We start from the raw sequence: 24,471 nt of genomic DNA, 5'->3' as shown, positions 1-24,471 counted from the left end.
GGGAGGCGACCAGGCTCGGCGGGCACCCGCAGCGCCTCCTGACCGCCGGTTGTCCACATCCCGCGGGGGTTGTGGACAACCGGCCCGCGCAGCGCCGCGAAAGCCTGGATCGTCGGTGGGCGCCAGCCGCCGAGCGTTGCTCGGACCCGGTCGACGTCCGGGGCCAGGGTGGGTGGGTGGTCGTCGGCGTAGCGCCGGGCGAGCGTCGACTTGCCGCTGCCCGGCGGGCCGTCGAGCAGGAGCAGCTTCACCGCACCGGCGGGAGGAAACCGATCCGCTGGTAGGTCTTGGCCAGCGTCTTCGACGCCACCTCGCGGGCGCGCTCGGCGCCGGCGGCGAGGACCTTGTCCAGCTCCGCGACGTCGTCCAAATAGGACTTCACGCGGTCCTGGATCGGCGTGACCCACTCGACGAACACCTCGCCGAGGTCCTTCTTCAGGTCGCCGTACCCCTTGCCTTCGTAGGCGGCTTCGAGGTCGGCGATCGGCCGCTCGGTGAGCGCCGAGTAGATGGTCAGCAGGTTCGAGACGCCCGCCTTGTTCTCGGCGTCGAACTTGACCTCACGGCCGGTGTCGGTGACCGCCGAGCGGATCTTCTTCGCCGAGCGCTTCGGGTCCTCGAGCAGCTCGACGAGGCCGTTCGCGGTGGACGCCGACTTGCTCATCTTGCTCGTCGGGTCTTGCAGGTCGTAGATCTTCGCCGTGTCCTTGATGATGAACGGCTCGGGCACGACGAACGTTTTGCCGAGGCGGTTGTTGAAGCGCTGCGCGAGGTCGCGCGTGAGCTCGAGGTGCTGGCGCTGGTCCTCGCCGACCGGGACGGCGTCGGCCTGGTAGAGCAGGATGTCCGCGGCCTGCAGGATGGGGTAGGTGAAGAGGCCGACGCTGGAGCGGTCCGAGCCCTGCTTGGCGGACTTGTCCTTGAACTGCGTCATCCGGCCGGCCTCGCCGAAGCCGGTCTGGCATTCGAGGACCCAGCTCAGCTGCGCGTGCTCCGGCACGTGGCTCTGCACGAACAGGGCGCTGTGCCGCGGGTCGATGCCGATGGCGAGCAGCTGCGCGGCCGAGACGCGGGTGCGCTGCCGCAGCACCTTCGGGTCTTGCTCGACGGTGATCGCGTGCAGGTCGACCACGCAGTAGAACGTCTCGTGCGTGTCCTGCATCCGCACCCACTGGCGCAGGGCACCGAGGTAGTTCCCGAGGTGGAACGAGTCAGCGGTCGGCTGGATCCCGGACAGGACCCGCGGACGGCGTGCGGCTGCGACGGTCTGCTCTTCGGACACACCGGGATTCTTCCAGGCCGAGCCGAGCGACAGGCGGCGAGGGCCCTCGGCGGGCGGGTCCGGGGTGGGGGCGGGCCGGGTTCGCCGCGGACAGGCGGCTCGACGGCGACGGATGGCTTGGCAGGTCAGCGGCCCTGGCAAGCAGGCACCCGGGGTTCACGGCAGCTTGCGCGGCGACGGTTCGACCGCGGGCGACGAACGGCTCGGCAGGTCAGCGGCCCCCGGCAAGCAGGCACCTGGCTTCACGACGGCTTGCGCGGCGGACGGTTCGACCGCGGAGCGGCGAACGGCCCGGCAGGTCAGCGGCCCTGGCAAGCAGGCTCGCGGCGGGCGGTTCGACCGCGGGGCGGCGAACGGCCCGGCAGGTCAGCGGCCCTGGCATGCGGGCTCGCGGCGGCCAGGCGGCACCGGATGGCTTGACAGGTGAGCGACCTCGACAGCTCAAGGGGACGGGCTCGGCCAGCTGCCACACGGGCATGCGCGAGTTCCGGCCTGCGAATCCGCCGACGTGCGCGGCGACTCCCGCAGTCAGGTGGGCGCTTGCGGCGCCGGGGTCAGGCGTGCGGGTGCTGGGTGAGGAACGGGCGGGTCGGCGTGGCCTCGGGCTCGCCGAGGACGGCCTCCGCCATCGCCGTGACCGGGCCCGGGGCTTCGGGGGCCGCCGGGGCGGCTTCGGCGACTCGGTTCTTGCGGCGCTGGCGCAGCACGCCCAAGGTCATGCCCACGATGCCGAGTGCGACCGCGACCAGGCCCACCGGGCCGAGTACGCCGAAGCTCTCCGCGGTCGTTTCGGCCTGTGCGGTCGTCGTGACGTCGGCGAACGCGCTTCCGCCGCCTGCGACGAGCAGGGTGGCCGGGATCAGCGCGACCACTGCGGCCGCGCGGAAGCCGCGCAGCGTGGACCGCAACAGGAGATGACCTGGGTTGCGCACCGGAGTGCCTCCCGCGATTGACGAGCGAAACGCTCACCCATACGAGTGAGACGCTGCGTGCTGCTGGTCAAAAAGCTACCGAGCGTGTCAAGACCTGGCGGCCCGATCGGCTCGGGGGCCGAGAGTAGCGCCCAACCAGGAACACGGTCCGGGCACCCCTGCGGATCACTCCAACCACCCAAGTGGGTGTTGCGGAAGACGGAACGCTCGTACTCAAAGTAGAGCTTGGCCGATCTGTGTCCGCTCAGCTGTCGCCCGTTCGTCGCAATATCGGCTCACGCCGTGCCATTCGCCGCAGCGCTCGCTGGTCCGATCGCGTCGTCTTAATCGGAAAACTTTTCACTCAATAGTGATTGGTCTATACCTCTTGGAGTAGCCCGTTCGGCTCGGTCGGACCGCGCACGACCGGCGTGATCAAGAGGAGTCCCGGATGTCGATTGCACGGTTCTTGAAGCGCACCGGAGTGGCGGTGAGCGTGCTCGCCGCGGCGGCCGCCGCCGTCGTGCTGCCGGCCACCAGCGCGTCCGCCGCGGCGGACGCCTCGTTCGTCGTCAGCGAGGCCCAGTTCAACCAGATCTTCCCCGACCGCAACAGCTTCTACTCCTACAGCGGCCTGACCGACGCGCTGTCGGCCTACCCCGGCTTCGCCAACACCGGCGACGACACGGTCAAGAAGCAGGAAGCGGCGGCGTTCCTCGCGAACGTCAACCACGAGACCGGCGGGCTCGTCTACATCGTCGAGCAGAACACCGCCAACTACCCGCACTACTGCGACGCGAGCCAGCCCTACGGCTGCCCGGCCGGCCAGGCCGCCTACTACGGCCGCGGCCCGATCCAGCTCAGCTGGAACTTCAACTACAAGGCCGCCGGTGACGCGCTCGGCATCGACCTGCTCGGCAACCCGTACCAGGTCGAGCAGAACTCGGCCGTCGCCTGGAAGACCGGCCTCTGGTACTGGAACACCCAGACCGGGCCGGGCACGATGACGCCGCACGACGCGATGGTCAACCAGCGCGGGTTCGGCGAAACGATCCGCAGCATCAACGGCTCGATCGAGTGCAACGGCGGCAACCCCGCCCAGGTGCAGAGCCGGATCGACAAGTACACGCAGATCACCGGGATCCTCGGGGTCCCGGCCGGGAGCAACCTTTCCTGCTGAGCCGGGCGCGGCGAGAAGGGCCTTCCCGGTTGGCGCCGGGGAGGCCCTTTTCGCGCCGGGCTAACCGTTCCAGGCCGGGAAGTCGACGTCGTAGGTCGCGGTGACCGGCGCGTGGTCGGACCAGCGCTGGTCGTACGCGGCCGCGCGTTCGACCACGACGTCGACGACCTTCTCGGCGAGGCCCGGCGTCGCGAGCTGGCAGTCGATGCGCCAGCCGGAGTCGTTGTCGAAGGCCTGGCCGCGGTAGGACCACCAGGTGTAGGGGCCGGGGCCTTCGGGGTCGAGCCGGCGCTGGACGTCGGTGTAGCCCGCCTCGGTGTAGACCCGGCCGAGCCATTCGCGTTCCTCGGGCAGGAAGCCGGAGTTCTTGCGGTTGCCGCGCCAGTTCTTGAGGTCGGCGTTGGCGTAGGCGATGTTCCAGTCGCCGACGACCACGACCTCGCGCCCGGCCGCGGCGGCCTTCGCGCGCAGCTCGACGAGGTAGGGCAGGAACGCCGCCATGAAGCGCTCCTTCTCGTCCTGGCGTTCGGAGCCGACGTCCCCGCTGGGCAGGTACAGGCTCGCGACGACGACGCCGGGCAGGTGGACTTCGAGGTAGCGCCCGCTGTCCTCGAACTCGGGCTCCCCGAAGCCGACGCGCACCTCGTCGGGCTCGACGCGGCTGTACACGGCGACGCCGTTGCGCCCCTTGGCGGCCGACGGCGCGTGCGCCGCGAACCACCCTTCGGGCTCGACGACCGACGCGGGCAGCTGATCCGCGGTGGCGCGCACCTCCTGGCAGCAGACGACGTCGGCCTTCGTGGCGGCGAGCCACTCGACGAAGCCCTTCTTGGCGGCGGCACGCAGGCCGTTGACGTTCACGGTGGAGACGGTCAGCACGTCCTGCACGCTACCGGCCGGGCGGGCGCGTCCGGGCCGGCGGGGCCGGTCGGCGAAAACCGCTCCGCGCCGGCGCACGCGCTCTGCGAGACTGCCGCGCATGAGCCAGTTGACCGTGCTCGGCAGTTGCGGTGCGTGGCCGGAGCCCGGCCGGGCGTGCGCCGGATTCCTGCTCTCGCACAACGGTTTCCGCGTCGTGCTCGACCTCGGGTACGGCGCCGCCTCGCGCCTGTTCGCGCACTGCGGCGACCGGCTGCCGGACGCCGTCGTCGTGACGCACGAGCACCCCGACCACTGCGCCGACGTGAGCGCGCTCGGACGGGCCTGGCACTACACCGGACCGCCCGGTGAGCGGCTGCCGCTGCACTGCACGCCCGGCACCGTCCGGCGGCTCGAGGCGATGGAGCCGCGGCCGCACCCGGCGGAGCTGTTCGCCGTGCACGATCTCGGCGCGCCGGCCGAGGTCGGGCCGTTCCGGCTCACGTCGTACCCGCTGCCGCACTACCTGCCGAACTTCGGCGTGCGGCTCAGCGCGCCCGGGCTCACCGTGGCCTACACCGGGGACACGGGGCCTTCGCCGGTGCTGGCCGAGCTCGGCCGGGACGCGGACCTGGTCATCTGCGACGCCACCCTCCGCACCCCACCGGCGGAGGGGGAGCCTCGCTATCTGATGACCGCCGCCGAAGCGGGGTACTGGGCGGAGGAAGCTGGGGCCCGGCGGTTGCTGCTGACCCACTTCTGGCCCGGTACCGATCGCGCCGCCGCGGCCGAGGAGGCCCGTGCCGAGTTCGGTGGTGAGGTGCTGGTCGCGGAGGAAGACCTCGCGATCGCGCTCTGATCCGCGCCTCGCTCGCGCCGCCGCAGACGCCTGAGCCGAGTCCCGGGCGAGCTACCAGTCGCGGACGCGGACCTCGCGAACACCCTCTGACCCTCGCCTCGCTCACACCGCCGCAGACGCCCGAGCCGAGACCGGAGCGAACTGCCAGACGCGAACGCGGACCTCGCGAACGCCCTCTGATCCGCCCCTGGCCCGGCACCAAGACCCCAGCCGCTCACGTAGAGTCCCCGCGCCAAGGCCCCGGTCGCCCAGGAGGACCTCGCGATCGTGCTCCGACCCCCGTCGAAGCACGTTCCCCACGCTCGATCCCACCCAGGCCGCACCAGCACCCGACACCGTCGCCCGGCTTCCGCTGCCCGCGGAACTCCCCCTGGAGACCCCGCGGACGTCACTTCCGGCTCGTGCCGCATTCAGTTGTCGCCCGTCCCCGGGCGTTCCCCTCCTCTCCGGCGGACAAGCCCGCCACCTGTGCGTTTCGACGTGATCAGTTCTAGCACCCACCACCGACAAAAACGGGCCCTTGACGCCTCAAGCTATGAGACTTAGCTTTAAAGCTATGCAGGATAGCCAAGATGTCCCCTAGAGCCGGCCTGACCACCGACGCCGTGGTCACCCTCGCCCTCACCGTCGTCGACGAAACCGGCCCCGACTCGCTCACCCTCGCCAAGGTCGCCGAACGCGCCAACGTCGCCGCGCCCTCGCTCTACAAGCACGTCAAGAGCCTCGCCGACCTGCGGCGGCTGATCGACCTCCGCGTCGTCAAGGAAATGGCCGACGCCCTCCGCAGCGCCGCAACCGGGCGCCAAGGCGGGGAAGCCGTTGCCGCATTGGCCGACGCCTACCGCGACTACCTGCGGAAACACCCCATGCGCACCCAAGCGCTCGTCACCGCGCCGGACGCGGCCGACGTCGAACTCAGCACCGCGACCCACGCCGTCGCCGAAGTCGCTTTCGCCGTGCTCCGGCCGTTCGGCTTCGACCACGACCGGGCCGTGCACGCCACGCGCTGCATCCGCGCCGCCGTGCACGGGTTCGCCGGGCTGGAAGCCTCCGGGGGGTTCGGGCGGCCGGAAGACATCGGCGAGAGCTTCGAAGTGCTCAAGGAAATGCTCGTCCAGGGCCTCGGTAACTACGCAAAACAGGACAGGAAATGACCTTCATCCTCGCCGTGCTCTTCTTCACCGTCGGGCTGGGTGTGCTCGACGCCCGCTTCCCGTGGACGGAGGCCCGCAGATGATCGCCGGGCACTTCGGGCTGGCCGCCGCCGTCAAGGCCGGGCGGCCGGCGATCCCCGTCTGGACGCTCATGCTCGCCACCGCCTGGCTCGACGTCGTCTTCGCGCCGCTCTACCTGAGCGGCATCGAGACGGTCGACGGCGCGGGCTACGGCGGCGGCGTCATCCACGCCGACTACACGCACTCCCTCGTCGGCGCGCTCGCGCTCGCCGCCCTCTTCGGCGCGGTCGCGGGCAAGTGGCTGGGCCGCGAAGCCGTGACATCCGCGGCTTCGCCCCAGGCCGGGGGCTCCGCCACCCGGAACCCCCGCAAAGAAGTCGGGCTGGTCCTCGCCGGTGTCGTGTTCTCGCACTGGGTGCTCGACCTCGTCGTGCACCGCGCCGACCTGCCGATCCTGCCCGGCAACGCCGGTGACCTGCCCACGTTCGGCTTCGGGCTCTGGCGGCTGCCCACCGTCTCGGCCGTCGTCGAGCTGCTGATGCTCGCGATCGGCATCGGCCTCTACTGGCGCGCCGCCGCGAAGCGCGATCCGAAGCGCGCTCGCACGCTGGGCCTGTCGGCCGCGGTGTTCGGTGTCGCCACCCTCGCGGCCGACCTGCTCGGCGTCTGACAGTTCGAGCCCGGACGGCTCAAGTCCGGCGGATCAGCAGGTGGAGCCCTCGACGGGCTGGGTGAAGGCGGCCGCCACCCACTTGTCGTCGGCCACCTTGCGGAAGCCGTTCTGCACGCCCGGCAGGGCGTCGAACTGCGCGTCGCGCAGGTACTTGCCGACGATCTTGGCGTTGCCGTCCGCCGTCTCGCGGGCGTTCAGGACGTCCGCGGTCACGGTCACCTTGCAGCCGGTGGCCGAAGCACCCGAAGCCTGCTTCCCCGTGTTCATGGCGTACACGACGATGACCAGGACGATGGCGCCCAAGATGATCAGAGTCTTCTTCGACATGCCTTCCTCCAACCGAGAACCCCGTCCTCCGCCAAGGGTAGGCAATCCTTTACCCGGACCGACAGCGCCGTACGCAGCAACCACCCGGAGGCGCCAACGAAGTCACCGCGAAGTGACGCGCTGTGCACGAAGAAAGCCCCCTTCCCGACGAATCGGGAAGGGGGCTTCTCAGCGACTGGGAACTCAGCCCTGGGCGATCTTCTTCGCCAGGTTGTCGTCCAGCGTCGCGAGGAACTCCTCGGTCGTCTGGAACGGCTGGTCCTTGCTGATGAGCAGCGCGAGGTCCTTGGTCATCTGACCGGCCTCGACCGTCTCGACGACGACCTGCTCCAGCGTGTTCGCGAAGCCGATCAGCTCCTGGTTGCCGTCCAGCTTGCCGCGGTGCTCGAGGCCGCGGGTCCAGGCGTAGATCGACGCGATCGGGTTGGTCGACGTCGGCTTGCCCTGCTGGTGCTGGCGGTAGTGCCGGGTGACCGTGCCGTGCGCGGCCTCGGCCTCGACGGTCCGGCCGTCCGGCGTGCGCAGCACCGACGTCATCAGGCCGAGCGAGCCGAAGCCCTGCGCGACCGTGTCGGACTGGACGTCACCGTCGTAGTTCTTGCACGCCCAGACGTAGCCGCCCTCCCACTTCATCGCCGCCGCGACCATGTCGTCGATCAGGCGGTGCTCGTAGGAGATGCCCTTGGCGTCGAAGTCGGCCTTGAACTCGGCCTGGAAGATCTCCTCGAACACGTCCTTGAACTGGCCGTCGTAGGCCTTGAGGATCGTGTTCTTGGTGGAGAGGTACACCGGCAGGCCGCGGTCGAGGCCGTACTGCAGCGACGCGCGCGCGAAGTCCTCGATCGACTTCTTGAAGTTGTACATCCCCATGGCGACGCCGCCGCCCTCGGGGAACTGCGCGACCTGGAACTCCATCGGCTCGGAGCCGTCGTCCGGGGTGTAGCTGACGGTCAGCTTGCCCGGGCCCGGCACCTTGAAGTTGGTGGCCTTGTACTGGTCGCCGTGGGCGTGGCGGCCGATGATGATCGGCTTCGTCCACGTCGGCACCAGCCGCGGGATGTTCTGGATGACGATCGGCTCGCGGAAGATCACGCCGCCGAGGATGTTGCGGATGGTCCCGTTCGGGGACAGCCACATCTTCTTGAGGCCGAACTCTTCGACGCGCGCTTCGTCCGGGGTGATCGTGGCGCACTTGACGCCGACGCCGTGCTTCTTGATCGCGTTCGCGGAGTCGACCGTGACCTGGTCGTCGGTGCGGTCCCGCTCCTCGATACCCAGGTCGTAGTAGTCCAGGTTCACGTCCAGGTACGGGTGGATCAGCTTGTCCTTGATGAACTGCCAGATGATGCGGGTCATCTCATCGCCGTCGAGTTCGACGACGGTGCCCTGGACCTTGATCTTGGCCATGAGCAGCGGTGCTCCTTCCGCGGATCTTCGCGTTCTTCTTTTAAGTCTCGCCGGTAGCGGTACAAGCGTACTGCTTGACCGAGCTGGATGGTTCCAGTAGTGGCCGGTATCAAGTCTCCACCCGCCGGTTGTGGCGCAGCTCACGGGGCCGCGCCGACCGCTCGGCCCGGCCGACCGCTCGTCGAGCGAGCGTCGCGTTCCGCGGTGAACCAAGGCACGATGCCACCCGTGAACCCATCATGCGGGAGGTGACGGCCATGTCGACCCATCGGTACGCCGACTACGAAGACGACTACGAGGACTACGAAGACAGCACCGACGTCCGCGACGAACGGCCGCGCCGAGGTGCCGCGCACGTCGTCAGCGCGCTGGGCGGGCTCGTGCTCACGCCGGTGGCCCTCGGGCTGCTGAGCTGGGGCGGCCTGCGCCAGCAGCAGCTGATCCAGGCCACGCTCAGCACCAACCGCGACGCGCTGGGCATCGCGCTGCTGGCCGGCGGGGCGATCCTGCTGCTGGTCGTGGCCGCGCTCGGCGCGCTGTCCGCGGTCGGCCCGATCCTGGGCGGGCTGATCTACGGCGTGCTGCCCGGCGTCGCCGCGATGGCCGTGCCGGAGTGGGGGTTCCGGCTGGTCAACCTGATGCCGAAGAGCGACATCGCGTACGGCGTCATGGACTTCCTCTTCATCGGCGCACTGCTCGGGGTGGGCTTCCTGCTGGTCGGCAGCGGGCTGGCGAACGCGCTGGTGCGGCGGCGCCGCGAGAGCTGAACCCCGCCGGTGGCAAAATCGGCGGATGGGACTGTTCACCGTCGCGGAAGCGCGTGACGAACTGGCGCGGCTGCGGCCGGTCCTCGACGAACTGGTGCGCGTCCGCGCCGACGCGGCCGAGCTCGCGGCGGCACTGCGCCCGGGCGGCCGGGCCACCGAGCTGGGCGGGCTGCCGGAGTGGAAAGCCGCGCAGGCGCGCCTCGACGACCTCATGACGACGGTGCAGCGCACCGGCGCCGAGCTCAAGGGGTTCGCGCCGCTGCTGGTCGACTTCCCGGCCGAGCTCGACGGCACCGACGTGCTGCTGTGCTGGCTCGAGGGTGATCACGAGCTGGGCTGGTACCACCGCACCGACCTGGGGTTCGCCGGTCGTCGCCGGCTGAAAACGGCTGGTGGGCCCGGCTAGGTTGGGTCGGTGGACCACGACTCGAGGGCAGCCCTCTTCGACAGCACGGCCGAGCACTACGACGAAGACACCTTCCACGCTTCGGTGGCCGAGGCGCTGGTTTCGCCGCTGCCCGGCTCGCCGGGGCTGGTGCTCGACGTCGCCACCGGGACCGGCTTCGCGGCGTACGCGGCGTTGTCGCTGAAGCCGTCGCGCGTACTGGCTGTCGACTTGTCGCCGGCGATGCTCGCCCGCGCTTCCGCGAAGGCGCCTTCGCTGGATCCGGACAGGGTGATCTCGTGGCAGGTCGCGCCCGCGGTGCCGATGCCGGCCGCGGACGGGTCGGCCGGCGTCGTGCTGTGCGCGTCCTCGCTGCACTTCCTCGGGGCGGTCGCCTTCGCGGACTGGCTGCGCGTGCTCCGGCCGGGCGGGCGGCTGGCGTTCTCGGTCGTTTCGGGGGCGCGGTTCAAGCCGTCGGGGCGGTTCGCGGACTTCGTGCCCCGTGACCTGTCGTTCCCGACCGACGAGGCCGGGGCGGCGGCGCTGGCGTCGTCGGCGGGGTTCGTGGACGCTTCGGCGCGGACGTTCACCATGACTGGCGGGGATCGGGTGCGGAGCGTGTTCCTGGTGCACGCGACGGCGCCGTGAACCTCGAACGGTTCGCCGACGGGCACCTGACGGACGTCACCACGGACGGCAGCCGGGTTTCGCTGCGGCTCGAGGCCTACGTGGAGTACCGGCTCGTGCCGGGTGAGATCTCGGTCGTCGAGGTCTTCGAGCTGAGCGCCGACCCGGCCGAGCTGGAAGCGGCCGAGCCGCCGTCGGCGGACCACGCGCTGGAAGAACCGTGGAGCTGGGAACACGACGGCCTCGTGACGGTCGAGTTCTTCGCCCCGCTGCGGATCCGCGTGACGGGCGCCGCCTTCGAGCTGAAGTCGCTGGGGGTCGAGCCGCGGCCGGTGCCGCCCCGGCCGGACCCGAGGCGCTGCACCTTCGAGTCCGCCGACGCGCTCGACCTCGCGACGCTGCTGGATCCGGGCGTCGTGTGGCGCACCTACGGCGGCGAGCCGGGCACGCCGGCCGACCCCGGCGGCTGGTTCCTCCAGCGCCGGGACCGGCTGGCGAATTCGCTGACCGGCGTCTTCTGCCGGGCGACGGACCCGGTGGTGTTCGAGCGCCACGACGCCGACGACGAGCTGTGGCGCGCGGTGCAGCTGCTCGGCCGCGACACGCGCCGGGTGTCGTCCGGGAACTGCGTGTTCGAGCCCGCGGACTGGGTCACCTGGGTGACCACCGGGGCGCTGCCACCGGTCGAGCGGCTCAGGCCGTGAAGTGGACCTCGCCGCGGGTGGCCGGGCCGTCCGGGCTGCCGCAGTGCTGGACGAACGTCAGGTCCACGCCGGTCGCGTCGAGGCGGTCGATGGTGAAGTCCGCGTAGTCGTCGCCGCAGCCGAAGCCGGCGGTGACCGCCCAGAAGCCCGGGGTGCTCAGCGCCGGGTCGTCCTGGCCGCGGTAGCGCGCGCCCGTGTACGTCCCGGTGTGGAGGGTTTCCCCCGCCGGGGCGCTCAGCACGACGCGCAGGTAGTCGAAGTTCGCGTCGACGTCGACCGTCAGCTTCCCGTCGCGCTGCCACACGGTGATTTCGGCGCCCGGCGACGTGTAGTGGGCGCTGCCGGTCATCGGCCAGGCGCCCGCTTCCGAGGTGTAGTCCACCGTTCGCAGCGGGTCCGCCGAAGCGACCGGGACGAGCGCCAAGCCCAGCCCGGCCGCCGCCGTCAGGACCACGCCGGCGCGATGCAGTGATTTCACGGATTCTCCCCATTTCCGGCCGCTTTTTCGCGGCACGCCGATCATGCTGGCAGCGCGCCTGGGCGCCGTACAGGGGGTTTCTACTCAGCGGTGCAGCGACGCGCCCTTGAGGATCTTGTCGACCGCGTTCTTCGGGCCGTGCACCGCGAGCCCGGCCAGCGCGAGCTTCTCCCCCGGCACCGCGCGCACCGCGGCCCGGTTGTCGGCGTCGTTGCCCGTGTGGAACAGCTCGTCGGTGAAGATCGAAATCCGCAGGCCGCGGCCCAGCGCCCGCGTGTGCGCCGCGGTCAGCACGTCCGCGCCACCCGAAAACACCATGACCGGCTGGCCGAACATCGGCAGGTACTCGGTGCCGTCGGCGTCCGCGTAGGGCTCGCCCATCAGCTCCGGGGTCACGTGGGCGATGCCGCTCACCAGGAACGCGGTGACGTTCAGCCGCTGCCAGGACGCCAGGTCGTCGCGGAGCAGGACGGCGATCTTCGTGTCGAAGGAACTCATGACCGAAGACTCACCCGCCGGCCACCCGCGCGTCTTGTACGTTCTTGACATGGCGCACGTCGAAGCCTGGCGGCCGGCGGTCCCGGGGATCGCCGAGGTCTTCCACGCCCGCTTCACGACGCACGCCTACCCGTTGCACACGCACGACACGTGGACGCTGCTGATCGTCGACGACGGCGTCATCCGCTACGACCTCGACCGCCACCACCACGGCGCGCTCGGGCCCGCGGTGACGCTGCTGCCACCGAACGTCGCCCACGACGGGCGGGCCGCGACCAGCCACGGCTTCCGCAAGCGCGTGCTGTACCTGGACACGTCGGTGCTCGGCGACGACCTGATCGGGGCCGCGGTCGACCGGCCGAGCCTCGCCGACGACCTGCTGCGCACCCGCATCCACCAGCTGCACGAGTCCCTAGCCCACCCCGGTGACGCACTGGAGGCCGAGAGCCGGCTCGCGCTGGTGGCCGACCGGCTGCAGACGCACCTGGGCCGGCCGGCGCGCCACGAACCGAAGCGCGGGCTGGCCGACGAGCTGAGGGACCTCCTCGACGCGAAGCTGCCCGAAGCGCTGACGCTCGCCGAAGCCGGCGAGACGCTCGGCGCGCACCCGGCGTACCTCGTCCGCTGCTTCGGCGCGAAGTTCGGGCTGCCACCGCACCGCTACCTGACGGGCCGCCGCGTCGACCGCGCGCGCCGCTTGCTGCTCGACGGCGCCCCGGCGGCCGAGGTGGCCGCGGCGGCCGGGTTCAGCGACCAGGCCCACCTGACGCGGCACTTCAAGCGGTACCTGGGTACGACCCCATCGCGGTACCCGAAGGCTCGTTGACCTGCGCGCAATCCGGATGTGCGGATCCTCGCGAGGATCGGCCGCAGTGGGACCGGTCGTCGAGCACTTGACGGAGAACCACAAACCGGAAAGCGCCGGAATGAGGTAACTCCGCCACCGAACCGCTCCGCACGGTTCGGCCGGGCGGGTGAACACCGTAACAAAGGTTTTTCGCACGACGACGCCAGCCAGGCGAATCGCCGTTCACCGGGGTAATCGGAGCGCGAAATGACTGACAAGCACGGCTTTCTCCTGCGCAGGGTGTTGAGCCTCACCGCCCTGCTCTTCCTGATGTCCGCGGCCCTCGCCGGAACTTCGTCGGCCACGGGAACCACGCTTTGCTCGGGTTACGGCGGCTGCGCCTCCGCCGGCCGGAGCGACAGCGGGTACAGCGGCAGCGCCGGCACGTCGTACTGGGGGATGTACCCCGGCCACAACTGCACGAACTACGCCGCTTACCGGCTAATCCGGAACGGCGTGGATGCCAGCTACTTGCGCGGCCACGGAAACGCCTACGAATGGGGCGGGCAGGCCCAGGCGCACGGAGTCGCGGTCAACGGCACACCAGCCGTCGGCGCGGTCGCGTGGTGGGCCGCAAACTCCAACGGATCCGGTTCGCTCGGACACGTCGCCTACGTCGAGGAGGTCGGCAACGGCTACATCCTGACCTCCGAAGACAACTACGGGGGCGATTTCCATTGGGTCAGGCTCACACCCGGCGGTTACTATCCGACCGGTTTCATCCATTTCCGGGACATCTCGCCGTCGGTAGGTGACGGCACATTTGTCAATTACGCCGGAAACGTCTACCGGATCGCTGGAGGCGCACCACTGTACGTGTCGACGTGGTCGGCCTTCGGCGGCACCCAGCCGACGGTCGCACTCAACCAGGCCCAGTTCGATTCCTTGCGGCAACAGCCTGCGGACGGAACCTTCGTCACCGGCGCCCAGACAGGGCAGGTCTACCGCATCGTGGGCGGCGCACCGCTATACGTCTCCACCTGGTCCGCGTTCGGCGGCACCCAACCCACAACGGTCGTCGACCAAGCCACCCTCGACAACGCCGGTGCGGGCAGCGTCTGGAACCACCTCCGCTACCAACCCGCAGACGGCACGTTCGTGACAGGCGGCCAGACCGGCCAGGTCTACCGCTTCGCAGGCGGCGCACCCCTGTACGTCTCCACCTGGTCCGCGTTCGGCGGCACCCAACCCACAACGGTCGTCGACCAAGCCGCCCTCGACAACGGCGACGCCGGCAGCGTCTGGAACCACACCCGCTACCGCCCGGCGGACGGAACCTTCGTGACAGGCGGCCAGAGCGGTCAGGTCTACCGCATCACCGGAGGGGCACCCGTCTACGTCTCGGCCTGGTCCGCGTTCGGCGGCACCCAACCCACCACGGTCGTCGACCAAGCCGCCCTCGACAACGGCGACGCCGGCAGCGTCTGGAACCACCTCCGCTACCAACCCGCAGACGGCACCTTCGTCAACGGCGGCCAGACCGGCCAGGTCTACCGCATCACCGGCGGCGCACCCCTGTACGTCTCCACCTGGTCCGCGTTCGGCGGGAACCAGCCCTACACGACGATCGACCAGGGAGCGATCGAGAACGCGAGCGCCGGCGGGGTGTGGAACCACCTCCGGTACCGGCCGGCCGACGGAACGTTCGTCACCGGGGCGCAAACCGGCCAGGTCTACCGCTTCGCCGGCGGCGCGCCGCTGTACGTCTCCACCTGGTCCGCGTTCGGCGGCACCCAACCGACCACCGTCGTCGACCAAGCCGCCCTCGACAACGGCGATCTCGGCGGTGTCTGGAGTCACACCCGCTACCGCCCCGCCGACGGCACCTTTGTCAGCGGCGGCCAGACCGGTCGCCCGTACCGAGTCTCCGGCGGACACGCCGCGGTCGTCGACGACTGGTCACCGTATGGCGGTGTGCAACCGACAACGGCCGTGGACCAGGCCGCGATCGACAACGCCGGCGCCGGCGGGGTGTGGAACCACCTGATCCCGTGATCCGGGGCCGGGCCGGCCTCGCGCCGGTCCGGCCTCCCGGCTATTGGGCCTTGGCGGCGGCCTTTTGGGCCTTTTTGAAGGTGCGAACCTCCTGCAACGTCTTCGCGCTGACCACATCAGCGATCGACCGGCGCGAGCCCCGGTCACCATACGAACCTGCCGCTTCGCGCCACCCCTTCGGGTGGACGCCGTACTGCTTGCCCAGCAGCGCGAGGAAGATCTTCGCTTTCTGCTCGCCGTAGCCCGGAAGCGCCTTCAACCGCTTCAACACTTCCGAGCCGTCAGGCTTTGGCCGGCCCGCGGTCCAGATCGCCTCGGCGTCGCCGTCGTAGTGCTCCACAATGTGCTGGCACAGCGCGTGCACCCGGCGGGCCATCGAGCCGCCGTAGCGGTGGATGGCCGGCGGTGTCACGCACATCTCGACGAAGTGCTCCAGATCGGACTCAGCGATCTTGCGGACGTCGAAACCGTCCATCCGGTCGGCGATCTTCCGCGGCCCGATGAACGCGACCTCCATCGGGATCTGCTGGTCGAGCAGCATACCGACAAGCAGCGCCACGGGGTCTTCACTCAGGAGCTTGTCGGCCGCCTCTTCGCCGGTCAGGTGCAGTTCACGCGTCATACGGGCCATCTTGGCAGGCTGTGACGCCGGACGGGACCTCCGGCTTGCAGTGCCGCGGCCAAGGCGGGCTAACGCACCCAGACGCGCAGCGGGCCCAGCGACCGCGCGCCGTGGTCGAGGGCGTGCCGCAAGGTGTCGCCGTGTTCGTAGCCGACCACCGGGACGCCCGGGAACGCCGCAGCCACCGCCGCGACCGCGCCCGGCCAGGCTTGCGGTGCGCCCGAGAAGTTGGACAGGCCGGCCACGCCGTCGCCGCGGTGGGCCACCACCTGGTGCTCGCCGTGGGACAGCAGCGCCACCGACGGCCCCAGCGGGGACGCGGTCCGGTGCCAGCCCGGTTCGGGGACGCCCGGGCCGCACGCGAGCCACGTCGCTTCGAACAGCACCGAGAAGCCCGGCAGGTCCAGGGTCGCGAAGCTGTCCTTCACCGAGCAGCCCGCGGAATCGTCGATGTACGGGAGGACGTCGGCGGCGGTGGCGTCGCGGGTCAGGGTGACCGCGTCCGGGTAGTACGCCCGCGTGCGCGTGGGGCTCGTCCACGCCCGGGGGCGGAACTGCCCGCCGCACACCAGGTCGCACCAGGACGCGTTCTCCGCGACCGTCCACTTCAGACTCATCGAGGCCCTCTCACACCAGTCCGGCGAGTTTGTAGAGCACCAGGCTGCCCGCCACCGCGACGTTGAGACTTGCGCCGATGCCGACCATCGGGATCTCGACCACGGTGTCGAGCAGGTCGAGCACCTCCGGCGGGATGCCGGTCTGCTCGTGGCCGAGCACGGCGATCGTGCGGCCGCGGGCCGTGGGCAGGTCGGCCAGCCGCACCGCTTCCTCCGCCAGTTCGACGCCGACCACCCGGGTGCCCGCCGCTCGTTCGCGGTCGAGCCAGGCCGGTGGGTCGTGCACCCAGTGCACGCATGCCGGGCGCCGCAACGTGTTCCCGCGGCGCAGGGCCTCCGGGACCCACGGGAACCTCGGCACGGCCAGGCACGCGCCGACCGCGTCGCACGTGCGCAGCAGTGTGCCGAGGTTCGCGCCGTGCAACGGCCAGAGCGGGGCGGCCACCAGGTGGCCCCAACAGGGATGCGCTTTGCTCCGCCGGGTCTGCCGCAACTCCCGTGGGGTGCGGACCCGGACCGAGGGGCTCACCGGCGCCGAGGCGCGGCGCCTCCGATTTCGCTGATCACGCCCCAGATCCTAACCCGTTCGCCGGGACCGGGCGCCGGTTTTCGCTCCTACCCTGGATGCGGAGGTGAAACCCCATGCACGCCACAGCAGGAGACGAAATCCGGGTGCACGGCCGGACGGTGGGGTCGGCCGGGCAGCACGGCGAGATCCTCGAAGTCCGCGGGCCCGACGGCGCGCCGCCCTACCTGGTCCGGTTCGCCGACGGGCACGAGGCGCTCGTCTACCCCGGGCCCGACTGCGAAGTCCAAGCCCGCGCCGACTAACCGACCGCGACCTGTTCCCGGGGCTCGCGGACCCGCCCCCACGCCAAGCCCACCAGCACCAGGGCGACGAGGGTGAGCGCGGCCGCGATCTCGGGGAGCAGCAGCGGGCCGCCCGAGCTCAGGACCGCGCCGCCGACGATGCCGGACAGGCCGACGCCGAGGTAGATCGCGGACGCGTTGAGCGAGAGCACCAGGCCGGCGTGGCCCGGGGACAGCTCGATCAGGCGGTGCTGCACCGGCGGGCTGAACGACCAGGTCGCCACGCCCCACACGAACAGCGCGACCCCCGCCGCGATCGGCGTCGCCGTCGCGACCGGCAGCAGCGCCAGCACGACGGTGAGCGCGGCGACCACGATCAGCAGCGGCGTGCGCGAACCCCAGCGGTCGGTCGCCCGGCCGGCGGCGAAGTTGCCGATCGCGCCGCCGACGCCGTAGCAGAAGAGCAGCACCGTGACGGTGGTGCCGTGGACGCCCGCGGTCGCGGCCAGCAGCGGCGACACGAACGTGTAGACCATGAACGCGGCGAGGCAGCCGAGGACCGTCACGGCCAGCATGACGAGCACGCGCGGGTCGCGGCCGGCGGCGAACCGCTCGGCCAGCCGGACCTTCGGCGGCGCGGCGACGGCGGGCAGTGCGACGCGCACGGCCACCGCGCTCGCCAGCGAGAACGCCGCGACCAGCGCGAACGCCGTCCGGTAGCCGAGGTGCTGCGAGATCAGGCTGCCGAGCGGGACGCCGAAGATGAGCGCGACCGTGAGGCCACCGAACACCAGCGCGACGGCACGGCCCCGGCGTTCGGGCGCGGTCAGCTCGGCCGCCACCGCGCTCGCGGCCGGCGTGAACACCGCGGCGCCGATCGCGGTCACCACCCGGGCCACCAGGAGCGAGCCGTAGCCGGGCGCGAGGGCGGCGAAGAGGTTGCCGGCGCCGGTGACGACGAGGGCGGCGACCAGCAGCGCGCGGCGCTCCCAGCCGCCGGTGGCGGCGGCGAAGATCGGCGACCCGATCGCGTACGCGATGGCGAAGGCCGTCACGAGCTGGGCGGCGGCCGTGGCTGTGACGTGCAGCTCGCCGGTCAGCGCGGGCAGCAGCCCGGCGACGATGTAACCGCTGGTCCCGACGCCGAACGCGCCGAACGCGAGGACCGAGATCCGCGGAGACGTGGGTGTGGACATGGGCTGAGGCCCCCAAGCGAAGCAGGATTGGTTCGACGAACGTCGTAGTTCGACAGTCACCGTACTACGCCGCCGCGACAATTTCGACAGCCGTCGTACAATGGGCTCATGGCCAAGTCCGTCACGCTGCCGCCGCTCGTCCACCCCGAGCGGGACGAGATCACCGTCGAAGGCGTGCTCCGCGCCCTCGCCGACCCGGTGCGGCTGGCGATCGTGCGCCAGCTCGCGGCCGCGGACCACGAGATCGCGTGCGGCGGACTGACCGTCCCGGTGACCAAGTCCACAATCACCCACCACCTGAGCATCCTGCGCCAGGCCGGCGTCGTGGCCGGCCGCCAGGAAGGCACGACCCGGTTCAACTCGTTGCGCCGCAACGACCTCGACGCCCTGTTCCCGGGCCTGCTCGCCGGAGTTCTGGCCGCTCCGCGCTGATCGCGGCGTTACGGTGTGGATCGTCACCCGCTTCCGGGATGACAACGACCCCCCTCGCTTGTTGGACTGTCCGTAGGCAGCTCACGGCGTTGGGGCCGAACGGCTGCCTTTCTTTATGACTCCGAACTGAACCGATCCAGAGATCGGCTGAGCAATCGATTTCCCACCTTGGAAGGAGTGCCGTGCCCGTCGCGCTGCTCGCGCTCGCCATCGGAGCTTTCGGCATCGGGACCACCGAGTTCGTCATGATGGGCGTGCTGCCCCAGACGGCCGCCGACTTCGGCGTCGACATCCCGACCGCCGGCTACCTCATCTCCGGTTACGCCCTCGGCGTCGTCATCGGCGCCCCCCTGCTCACCGCGGCCGCCGTCCGGCTGCCGCGCAAGACCATGCTGCTGGCCATGATGGGCCTGTTCACGCTGGGCAACGCCCTCTTCGCGCTCTCGCCCAACCAGGAGTTCGGCGTCGCGTTCCGGTTCCTCGCCGGCCTGCCGCACGGCGCGTTCTTCGGCGCGGGCGCGGTCGTCGCGTCCAGCCTGGTCGGACCCGGCCAGCGCGCGAAGGCCGTGTCGATGATGTTCCTCGGCCTGACCCTGGCGAACGTCATCGGCGTGCCGCTGGGCACGCTGCTGGGCCAGCAGGTCGGCTGGCGCGCCACGTTCGGCGTCGTCGCCGTGATCGGCCTGGTCGCCGCCGCGGCCATCGCGAAGCTGGTGCCGCACCAGGGCAAGCCCGCCGACGCGTCGCTGCGGGGTGAGCTCGGTGCGTTCAAGCGGCCGCAGGTGCACCTCGCGCTGGCGATCGTCACGTTCGGGCTCGGCGGCGTGTTCGCCTGCCTGTCCTACATCACGCCGATGCTGACCGATGTCGCCGGCTACTCGCCGTCGAACGTCACGTTGCTGCTGTCGCTGGCCGGCGTCGGCATGACGATCGGCAACCTGCTCGGCGGCCGCCTGGCCGACCGCGCGCTGATGCCGGGCCTGTACGCGGCGCTGCTGTCCCTGGCGTGCGTGCTGGGCATCTTCACGATCACCGCGCAGGGCAAGGTCGGCGCGGCGATCACGATCTTCTTCGTCGGCGTCGCCGGGTTCATGATCGGCCCGATGATGCAGGCGCGGATCATGGAGAAGGCGGGCGGCACACCGTCCCTGGTGTCGGCCGCCGTCCAGTCCGCGTTCAACATCGCCAACTCGATCGGCGCGTACCTCGGCGGGCTGGTGATCGCCGGCGGCCTCGGCCTGGTGGCACCCAACTGGGTCGGCGCGCTGCTGGCCGTCTTCGGGCTCTCGCTCGCGGTCGTGTCCGGCGGGCTCGACCGGCGTGACGCCAAGGCCGAACGCCGCGAACTGGCCCTCGCTTCCTGACCGCGACTCCCCCAAGCGCCACTTTCCCTATGAAAGTGGCGCTTGGTGCGTCCTAAGAGGAGGCGAACGGGCCGCCGATGATCGTCAAGGCCACGAACAGGACGCCGGCCGCGAGGCCGGTGTAGGTCACGATGTCCACGGCCTTGCCGCGGATCACCAGCAGACCGGCGCGTGCCGCCGGGAGCACCGCGCGCAGGATCCCCGCGAGGAGGAGCGCGACGCCGATCAGCGCCGCGCCCTCCCGCCAGTGGTACTGGACGATGCGCAGCGCCGCGACGGCCGCGACCAGGAGCACCAGCGCGAACGGCAGCTGCGTGAACCGGGGTTGCCCGCTCCGGCGGTCGCCCACGTCCCGCCGGTCTTCGGTCATCGTCATCGGCCTCGGAGCGTGCGCTCCGCCGCTTCGACGACGTTGCTGACGAGCATCGCCCGCGTCATCGGGCCGACCCCGCCGGGGTTCGGCGAAAGCCAGCCGGCCACCTCGGCCACGTCCGGGTGAACATCGCCGGTGAGTTTGCCGTCCACGTGGGACACGCCGACGTCGAGCACCGCGGCGCCCGGCGCGACCATGTCCGGCGTGATGATCCCGGGCACCCCGGCCGCGGCGATCACGACGTCGGCGCGGCGGACCTCGGCGGCGAGGTCGCGGGTGCCGGTGTGGCACAGGGTGACGGTGGCGTTCTCGCTCCGGCGGGTCAGCAGCAGGCCCAGCGTGCGGCCGACGGTGATGCCGCGGCCGACCACCGTGACCTGGGCGCCGTTCAGCTCGACGCCGTGGCGCTTGAGCAGCTCGATGATCCCGTATGGCGTGCACGGCAGCGCGCCCTGCTGGCCCAGCACGAGCCGGCCGAGGCTGACCGGGGCGAGGCCGTCGGCGTCCTTCTCCGGGTCGATCCGCTCGAGGACGCGGTTCGCGTCGAGGTGCTTCGGCAGCGGCAGCTGGACGATGTAGCCGTGGCACGCCGGGTCGGCGTTCAGCTCGTCGACGACGGCTTCGAGCTTCTCCTGGGTGATGTCCGCGGGCAGGTCGCGGCGGATCGAGTTGATCCCGATCTTGCCGCTGTCGGCGTGCTTCATCCGCACGTACGAGTGCGACCCCGGGTCGTCGCCGACCAGGACGGTGCCCAGGCCCGGCGTCACCCCCTTCGCGGCCAGCGCCGCGACGCGGGGTTCGAGCTCCGCGAAAATGGCGTTCTTGGTGGCTTTGCCGTCGAGAATCTTCGCCGTCACGGTGCCCATTCTGGCAAAGCGGCCCCCGCGCGTCGCTTCCAGGCGCGCGTGGTCGCTGCCCGTAGACTGGCCGCTACCCCACACGGTCCATTCGCGACGCTCGCCGCGATCAACCTGTGATCTACCGCACTTCGCATCACGCGAGGTCAGACCGGGTGCCGCCGGGTCGTCGAGCGGCAAAACCCACATGCGGGGTGCACACGCGCGCGCGAACAGTCAAAATGTCCCCGTGGCACAACCGACGACGCAGCTGAACGCGACCGAGCAGGACACCCTGGTCAAGCAGATCGGACTTGCCCTGCTGCGTGCCGCCCCGCGCGACTGGCGCAAAGTCACCGCGGAGTACCGGGCGGTCGGGAGGTACCACGAGCTGACCGGCGAGATCGTCACCGAAGACGGGACGGTCCACGAGTGGCTCGCCACCCACGACATCGCCACGCTCTTCGGCAGGCTTCGCGGCGGCATGTACCGGGACGGGCGCGGAACGTGGTTCAACGCGCGCTACCAGCTCGACCACCCCTCGAGCTACAACCTCGAGTACAACCGCGACGAACCCGTGTGGAACCTCGCGCCGCCGCCCCAGGCCTACTCCGACGAGCTGCGGATGTTCCCGCGCACCGAGGACAACGTGCCCGAGTGGCTGATCCGGCGGATGTCCGGGCTCGGCCCGGAGCAGCCGGGGCCGCACTTCCGGATCGCCCGGATCTTCGACACCGTCGGCCCGGCCGGCCGCCCGGTCATCAACCGGCCCGACCTCGAGGTCGACGAGCAGGACCGGCTGCTGGAGTACCTGGAACGCGCGCCGCTGGTGGTGCCCGAACGCGGGTACGACATCGACCGGCTGGCCGCGACCCCCGAGGCCACCGTCCCGGTCGCCTTCCACAGCGACGGCCAGTGGATCTGGCCCGCCGCCGTCAACTTCTACTTGCACAAGTACGGCGTTTCGCCCGAACCGGACCTCGTCGAGCACGTCCGCGCGGTCGGGTTCAAGCTGCCGCCGGTCGACGAGCCGACGCTGCAGGCCGCCGCGGGGTACCTCACGCGGGGGAATCAGCCGCCGCCCCCGCCGCAGCAGCGTCCGGCCGGGCCGCCGCCGCACCAGGGCCCGCCGCCGCAGCAGGCTCCCGCGGGCCCGCCGCCCGCCGCCGCCGTCCCGTCCCCGGTCGTGCCTCCGCAGGCGCCCGCGCCGGTGGAGGCTCCCCTCGCCGCGCACGCGCCGGTCGAGCCGGAGGCCCCGGCCGAGGAGCACGAGTACGCCGAAGAGGGTCAATACGCCGAGGACGGCTACGACGACCAGGAGTTCGACGACCGCTTCGCCGAGGACGACCAGTACGGCGGGGAGGAGTACGACCAGCAGGCCGGGCACGCCGCCGGGACGAACGGCTCCTCGCCGGAGCCGGGCCGGGTGCCCGACCTCGACGAGACCGCGGAGTACGTGCCCGACCGGCCGATCGGGCACGAGCAGGACGCCGAGCCGGTCCCCGACGAGGCCGGGCACGCGTTCGACGCCGGCCAGGCGCCCCGGCACGACGAGGAAGCCGCGCGCTCCGCCTTCCAGCCGCCGCGGCACGAGGAAGAGCACGCGGGCTTCCAGACGGGGAGCGACGGCGAAGCCTTCGCCACCGGGGAGGCACGGCACGAAGACGACGCGCACGCCTTCGCCCCGGACCAGGCCCGGCACGAAGAGGACGCGCACGCCTTCGCCCCCGGCCAGGCAGGGCACGACGACGAACACCTGTTCACCCACCAGGGCCCGGGCCGGCACGACGACGCCGACGCGCACTCCTTCGCGGCGGACCAGAAACCGCCGTTCGAGCCCCAGGACGACGAGCCGGCGTTCCAGCCCGGCCAGCGCCACGACGAGGAGCCCGCGCACGCCTTCGCGCCCGGCCAGGCCCGGCACGAGGACGAGCCGGCGTTCCAGCCGGACCGTGACGACGAGGCGGCGTCTCCCTTCCAGCCGAGCCGGGACGAGGCCGCGGCCTCCTTCCAGCCGAGCCGGCCGTCGCGGCGCGAGGAAGCGCCCGCGTTCGACCCCGGCCCGCCGACCATGATCACCCAGCCCGAGGTCCCCGGCGTCCTGCCGGTGCCAGAGCCCCCGGCGCCCCAGCCGGAGCCGGCCGCTCCCGCGCCGCGGTCGGGCCGCCGGGCCCTGCGCCGCGAGACCCCGGACCACCCGGTGCTCGCCGGGCTGCAGACCAAGCTCGACGAGCTCGACGTGCCCGAAAGCGGCTACAAGCTGGGCGAGCCGGCCGAGCACGGCTGGAGCGTCGAAGAGGTCGAGGACGGCTGGCGCGTCGGCTGGTACGACGGCAAGCTCAGCAACCCCGCGGTGTTCGGCGACGCCGAGGACGCGGCCGCGTTCATGCTCGGCAAGCTGCTGCTCAACCCGGAGGGCCACGTGCCGCCCGAGGAGCCGCCCGCGCCGGAGCCCGAACCGGAACCCGAGCCCGAGCCGGCGCCGCAGCGGGTCGTCGCGACGCTGTCGCCCGAGGTCGCCACCGGCTCGTACCCGGTCCGCAAGCCGGAGCCGGTGCCGCCGCAGGAGCAGACGGCGTTCACCAGCGCCGACGAGCTCTTCGGCGACCTCGAAGACGACGAGCCGCCGGCCCCGCCGCGCCCGCCCGTCCCGCCCGCGCCGGTCCCGGCCGGGCCGCCGCCGATGGCGCAGCAGCAGGTCGCCCCGCCGCCCGCGCCGCCGCGACGTGAACCGCCGTCGGCACCGACCGTCCTGGCCCCGGTGCCGCCGCCGGTCCAGCCCCCGGCCGCGCCGCCGGTGCCGCCGCGCCCGGAACCCGCTCGCCCGGCCGTCAACGGCGGGGGTGGCGGTGGCCAGCAGCAGTGGCCGATCGGGCCGATGGCCGGCGAACCGCCGCTGACGCTGTTCCGCGGCAAGGAACTGCGCGAGCTGCCCGCGGGCAGCGAGCTGGACCGCTTCGGCGGCCCGACCGGCAACCTGACGTACGCGGCGGGCACGCCGTTCGCGGAACGGTCGCTGGTGCCGGAGTGGGTCAACCGCCCGTACCACGTCTACCGCGTGCAGCGGCCCCTCGAGACGCTGGCCGGCGTCGCGATCCCGTGGTTCAACCAGCCCGGCGGCGGGTCGGCGTACCTGCTGCCGGCGTCGATCGAGGAACTCCTCGCCGAGGGCGACCTGATCGAACTCGACCCGGGCGAACCCCCGGTCGACTGACGTTCACCCCGGAACCGGCGGCCGCGGCCGCCGG

At 71.4% G+C, this 24,471-nt stretch carries 27 protein-coding genes and 1 pseudogene; 14 read left to right on the top strand and 14 right to left on the bottom strand.

Annotated features, from left to right (window positions below; translation table 11 throughout):
* Positions 1-119: 119 nt before the first annotated feature.
* The 3 genes and pseudogenes from AB0B33_RS08725 to AB0B33_RS08715 all read right to left on the bottom strand — a co-directional run.
* Positions 120-251, bottom strand: a pseudogene (locus AB0B33_RS08725) (ATP-binding protein); the annotation flags it as partial.
* The gene (gene trpS / locus AB0B33_RS08720) at positions 248-1,282 is read right to left on the bottom strand and encodes a tryptophan--tRNA ligase (RefSeq protein ID WP_360768484.1); all 1,035 of its coding nucleotides are present in this window, start codon (positions 1,280-1,282) and stop codon (positions 248-250) included. The gene trpS and the pseudogene AB0B33_RS08725, both read right to left, overlap by 4 nt.
* Before the next feature lie 554 nt (positions 1,283-1,836).
* Positions 1,837-2,190, bottom strand: coding sequence for a hypothetical protein (locus tag AB0B33_RS08715; RefSeq protein WP_247014852.1), 354 nt, complete (start codon positions 2,188-2,190; stop codon positions 1,837-1,839).
* Between the two features lie 454 nt (positions 2,191-2,644).
* Here AB0B33_RS08715 and AB0B33_RS08710 point away from each other — a divergent pair, with 454 nt between their 5' ends.
* Positions 2,645-3,373: a chitinase gene (locus AB0B33_RS08710; RefSeq protein WP_360768481.1), complete on the top strand. Its 729-nt coding sequence runs from the start codon at positions 2,645-2,647 to the stop codon at positions 3,371-3,373.
* A 60-nt stretch (positions 3,374-3,433) separates the two neighbouring features.
* On the opposite strand, the gene AB0B33_RS08705 is transcribed toward AB0B33_RS08710, so the two are convergent.
* Positions 3,434-4,261: an exodeoxyribonuclease III gene (locus tag AB0B33_RS08705; RefSeq protein WP_360768478.1), complete on the bottom strand. Its 828-nt coding sequence runs from the start codon at positions 4,259-4,261 to the stop codon at positions 3,434-3,436.
* 91 nt (positions 4,262-4,352) lie between these two features.
* Between AB0B33_RS08705 and AB0B33_RS08700 the strand changes: the two genes are divergently transcribed.
* The 3 genes from AB0B33_RS08700 to AB0B33_RS08690 all read left to right on the top strand — a co-directional run bounded on the left by AB0B33_RS08700 (position 4,353) and on the right by AB0B33_RS08690 (position 6,935).
* Positions 4,353-5,090: an MBL fold metallo-hydrolase gene (locus tag AB0B33_RS08700; protein ID WP_360768475.1), complete on the top strand. Its 738-nt coding sequence runs from the start codon at positions 4,353-4,355 to the stop codon at positions 5,088-5,090.
* A gap of 572 nt (positions 5,091-5,662) precedes the next feature.
* Positions 5,663-6,244, top strand: a complete 582-nt coding sequence (locus tag AB0B33_RS08695; RefSeq protein WP_360768472.1) for a WHG domain-containing protein — start codon at positions 5,663-5,665, stop codon at positions 6,242-6,244.
* A gap of 79 nt (positions 6,245-6,323) precedes the next feature.
* Positions 6,324-6,935, top strand: coding sequence for a permease (locus AB0B33_RS08690; protein WP_360768469.1), 612 nt, complete (start codon positions 6,324-6,326; stop codon positions 6,933-6,935).
* A 33-nt stretch (positions 6,936-6,968) separates the two neighbouring features.
* Here the strand turns inward: AB0B33_RS08690 and AB0B33_RS08685 are convergent, their stop codons facing one another.
* Together AB0B33_RS08685 and AB0B33_RS08680 are read right to left on the bottom strand one after the other, a co-directional pair.
* Complete coding sequence (locus tag AB0B33_RS08685) at positions 6,969-7,265, bottom strand: hypothetical protein (RefSeq protein WP_086858088.1); 297 nt, start codon at positions 7,263-7,265, stop codon at positions 6,969-6,971.
* A gap of 183 nt (positions 7,266-7,448) precedes the next feature.
* Positions 7,449-8,672: an NADP-dependent isocitrate dehydrogenase gene (locus AB0B33_RS08680; RefSeq protein WP_360768466.1), complete on the bottom strand. Its 1,224-nt coding sequence runs from the start codon at positions 8,670-8,672 to the stop codon at positions 7,449-7,451.
* A 257-nt stretch (positions 8,673-8,929) separates the two neighbouring features.
* On the opposite strand from AB0B33_RS08680, the gene AB0B33_RS08675 reads away from it, so the two are divergent.
* Genes AB0B33_RS08675 through AB0B33_RS08660 form a run of 4 tightly spaced genes read left to right on the top strand, consistent with a single transcriptional unit; the run spans position 8,930 to position 11,155 of the window.
* The gene (locus tag AB0B33_RS08675) at positions 8,930-9,439 is read left to right on the top strand and encodes a hypothetical protein (protein WP_360768463.1); all 510 of its coding nucleotides are present in this window, start codon (positions 8,930-8,932) and stop codon (positions 9,437-9,439) included.
* A gap of 25 nt (positions 9,440-9,464) precedes the next feature.
* Complete coding sequence (locus tag AB0B33_RS08670; protein ID WP_360768460.1) at positions 9,465-9,845, top strand: DUF2203 domain-containing protein; 381 nt, start codon at positions 9,465-9,467, stop codon at positions 9,843-9,845.
* 9 nt (positions 9,846-9,854) lie between these two features.
* Positions 9,855-10,472, top strand: coding sequence for a class I SAM-dependent methyltransferase (locus AB0B33_RS08665; RefSeq protein WP_360768457.1), 618 nt, complete (start codon positions 9,855-9,857; stop codon positions 10,470-10,472).
* Positions 10,469-11,155: a hypothetical protein gene (locus AB0B33_RS08660; RefSeq protein ID WP_360768454.1), complete on the top strand. Its 687-nt coding sequence runs from the start codon at positions 10,469-10,471 to the stop codon at positions 11,153-11,155. The genes AB0B33_RS08665 and AB0B33_RS08660 overlap by 4 nt, the downstream gene beginning before the upstream one ends.
* Here the strand turns inward: AB0B33_RS08660 and AB0B33_RS08655 are convergent.
* Both AB0B33_RS08655 and AB0B33_RS08650 read right to left on the bottom strand, forming a co-directional pair.
* Positions 11,145-11,633, bottom strand: coding sequence for a hypothetical protein (locus tag AB0B33_RS08655; RefSeq protein WP_247014873.1), 489 nt, complete (start codon positions 11,631-11,633; stop codon positions 11,145-11,147). The two genes, AB0B33_RS08660 and AB0B33_RS08655, sit on opposite strands and share 11 nt — an antisense overlap.
* A gap of 84 nt (positions 11,634-11,717) precedes the next feature.
* Entirely contained in the window at positions 11,718-12,131 is a 414-nt protein-coding gene (locus tag AB0B33_RS08650) for a DUF2000 domain-containing protein (protein WP_360768451.1), read from the bottom strand.
* 49 nt (positions 12,132-12,180) lie between these two features.
* Here AB0B33_RS08650 and AB0B33_RS08645 point away from each other — a divergent pair, with 49 nt between their 5' ends.
* Together AB0B33_RS08645 and AB0B33_RS08640 are read left to right on the top strand one after the other, a co-directional pair.
* Complete coding sequence (locus AB0B33_RS08645) at positions 12,181-12,957, top strand: AraC family transcriptional regulator (protein ID WP_360768448.1); 777 nt, start codon at positions 12,181-12,183, stop codon at positions 12,955-12,957.
* A 228-nt stretch (positions 12,958-13,185) separates the two neighbouring features.
* Positions 13,186-14,973, top strand: coding sequence for a CHAP domain-containing protein (locus tag AB0B33_RS08640; RefSeq protein WP_360768446.1), 1,788 nt, complete (start codon positions 13,186-13,188; stop codon positions 14,971-14,973).
* Positions 14,974-15,013: 40 nt separating this feature from the next.
* Here AB0B33_RS08640 and AB0B33_RS08635 read toward each other — a convergent pair whose 3' ends face one another.
* The 3 genes from AB0B33_RS08635 to AB0B33_RS08625 all read right to left on the bottom strand — a co-directional run bounded on the left by AB0B33_RS08635 (position 15,014) and on the right by AB0B33_RS08625 (position 16,657).
* Positions 15,014-15,595 (bottom strand): HhH-GPD-type base excision DNA repair protein, encoded by a 582-nt coding sequence (locus tag AB0B33_RS08635; protein WP_360768443.1) that lies wholly within the window; start codon positions 15,593-15,595, stop codon positions 15,014-15,016.
* Between the two features lie 68 nt (positions 15,596-15,663).
* Positions 15,664-16,212: a hypothetical protein gene (locus AB0B33_RS08630; RefSeq protein ID WP_360768440.1), complete on the bottom strand. Its 549-nt coding sequence runs from the start codon at positions 16,210-16,212 to the stop codon at positions 15,664-15,666.
* Positions 16,213-16,222: 10 nt separating this feature from the next.
* A complete protein-coding gene (locus AB0B33_RS08625) occupies positions 16,223-16,657 on the bottom strand; it encodes a TrmH family RNA methyltransferase (RefSeq protein WP_360768437.1) in 435 nt (144 codons plus the stop codon).
* Between the two features lie 197 nt (positions 16,658-16,854).
* Here AB0B33_RS08625 and AB0B33_RS08620 point away from each other — a divergent pair, with 197 nt between their 5' ends.
* Positions 16,855-17,043 carry a DUF1918 domain-containing protein gene (locus AB0B33_RS08620; RefSeq protein ID WP_360768435.1) on the top strand — a complete coding sequence of 63 codons (189 nt, stop codon included), beginning with the start codon at positions 16,855-16,857 and terminating at the stop codon, positions 17,041-17,043.
* Here the strand turns inward: AB0B33_RS08620 and AB0B33_RS08615 are convergent.
* On the bottom strand, positions 17,040-18,218 hold the full coding sequence (locus AB0B33_RS08615; RefSeq protein ID WP_247014885.1) for an MFS transporter: 1,179 nt from the start codon (positions 18,216-18,218) through the stop codon (positions 17,040-17,042). The genes AB0B33_RS08620 and AB0B33_RS08615 overlap by 4 nt on opposite strands.
* A gap of 108 nt (positions 18,219-18,326) precedes the next feature.
* Between AB0B33_RS08615 and AB0B33_RS08610 the strand changes: the two genes are divergently transcribed.
* A complete protein-coding gene (locus tag AB0B33_RS08610; RefSeq protein WP_360768431.1) occupies positions 18,327-18,650 on the top strand; it encodes a metalloregulator ArsR/SmtB family transcription factor in 324 nt (107 codons plus the stop codon).
* A gap of 182 nt (positions 18,651-18,832) precedes the next feature.
* Positions 18,833-20,014: an MFS transporter gene (locus AB0B33_RS08605; RefSeq protein WP_360768428.1), complete on the top strand. Its 1,182-nt coding sequence runs from the start codon at positions 18,833-18,835 to the stop codon at positions 20,012-20,014.
* A 52-nt stretch (positions 20,015-20,066) separates the two neighbouring features.
* On the opposite strand, the gene AB0B33_RS08600 is transcribed toward AB0B33_RS08605, so the two are convergent.
* On the bottom strand, positions 20,067-20,390 hold the full coding sequence (locus AB0B33_RS08600; protein WP_360768426.1) for a DUF3017 domain-containing protein: 324 nt from the start codon (positions 20,388-20,390) through the stop codon (positions 20,067-20,069).
* A complete protein-coding gene (locus AB0B33_RS08595; protein ID WP_360768423.1) occupies positions 20,387-21,244 on the bottom strand; it encodes a bifunctional methylenetetrahydrofolate dehydrogenase/methenyltetrahydrofolate cyclohydrolase in 858 nt (285 codons plus the stop codon). Before AB0B33_RS08595 ends, AB0B33_RS08600 begins: the two co-directional genes overlap by 4 nt.
* A gap of 187 nt (positions 21,245-21,431) precedes the next feature.
* Between AB0B33_RS08595 and AB0B33_RS08590 the strand changes: the two genes are divergently transcribed.
* Complete coding sequence (locus AB0B33_RS08590) at positions 21,432-24,437, top strand: glycohydrolase toxin TNT-related protein (protein WP_360768420.1); 3,006 nt, start codon at positions 21,432-21,434, stop codon at positions 24,435-24,437.
* Positions 24,438-24,471: the final 34 nt, after the last annotated feature.

Source organism: Amycolatopsis sp. NPDC049159 (assembly GCF_040648295.1).
In the GTDB taxonomy this organism is placed as follows: Bacteria; Actinomycetota; Actinomycetes; order Mycobacteriales; family Pseudonocardiaceae; genus Amycolatopsis; species Amycolatopsis pretoriensis_A.
The sequence above is the reverse complement of the archived record's forward strand: the minus strand, read 5'-3'. Positions and strand labels throughout refer to the sequence as shown.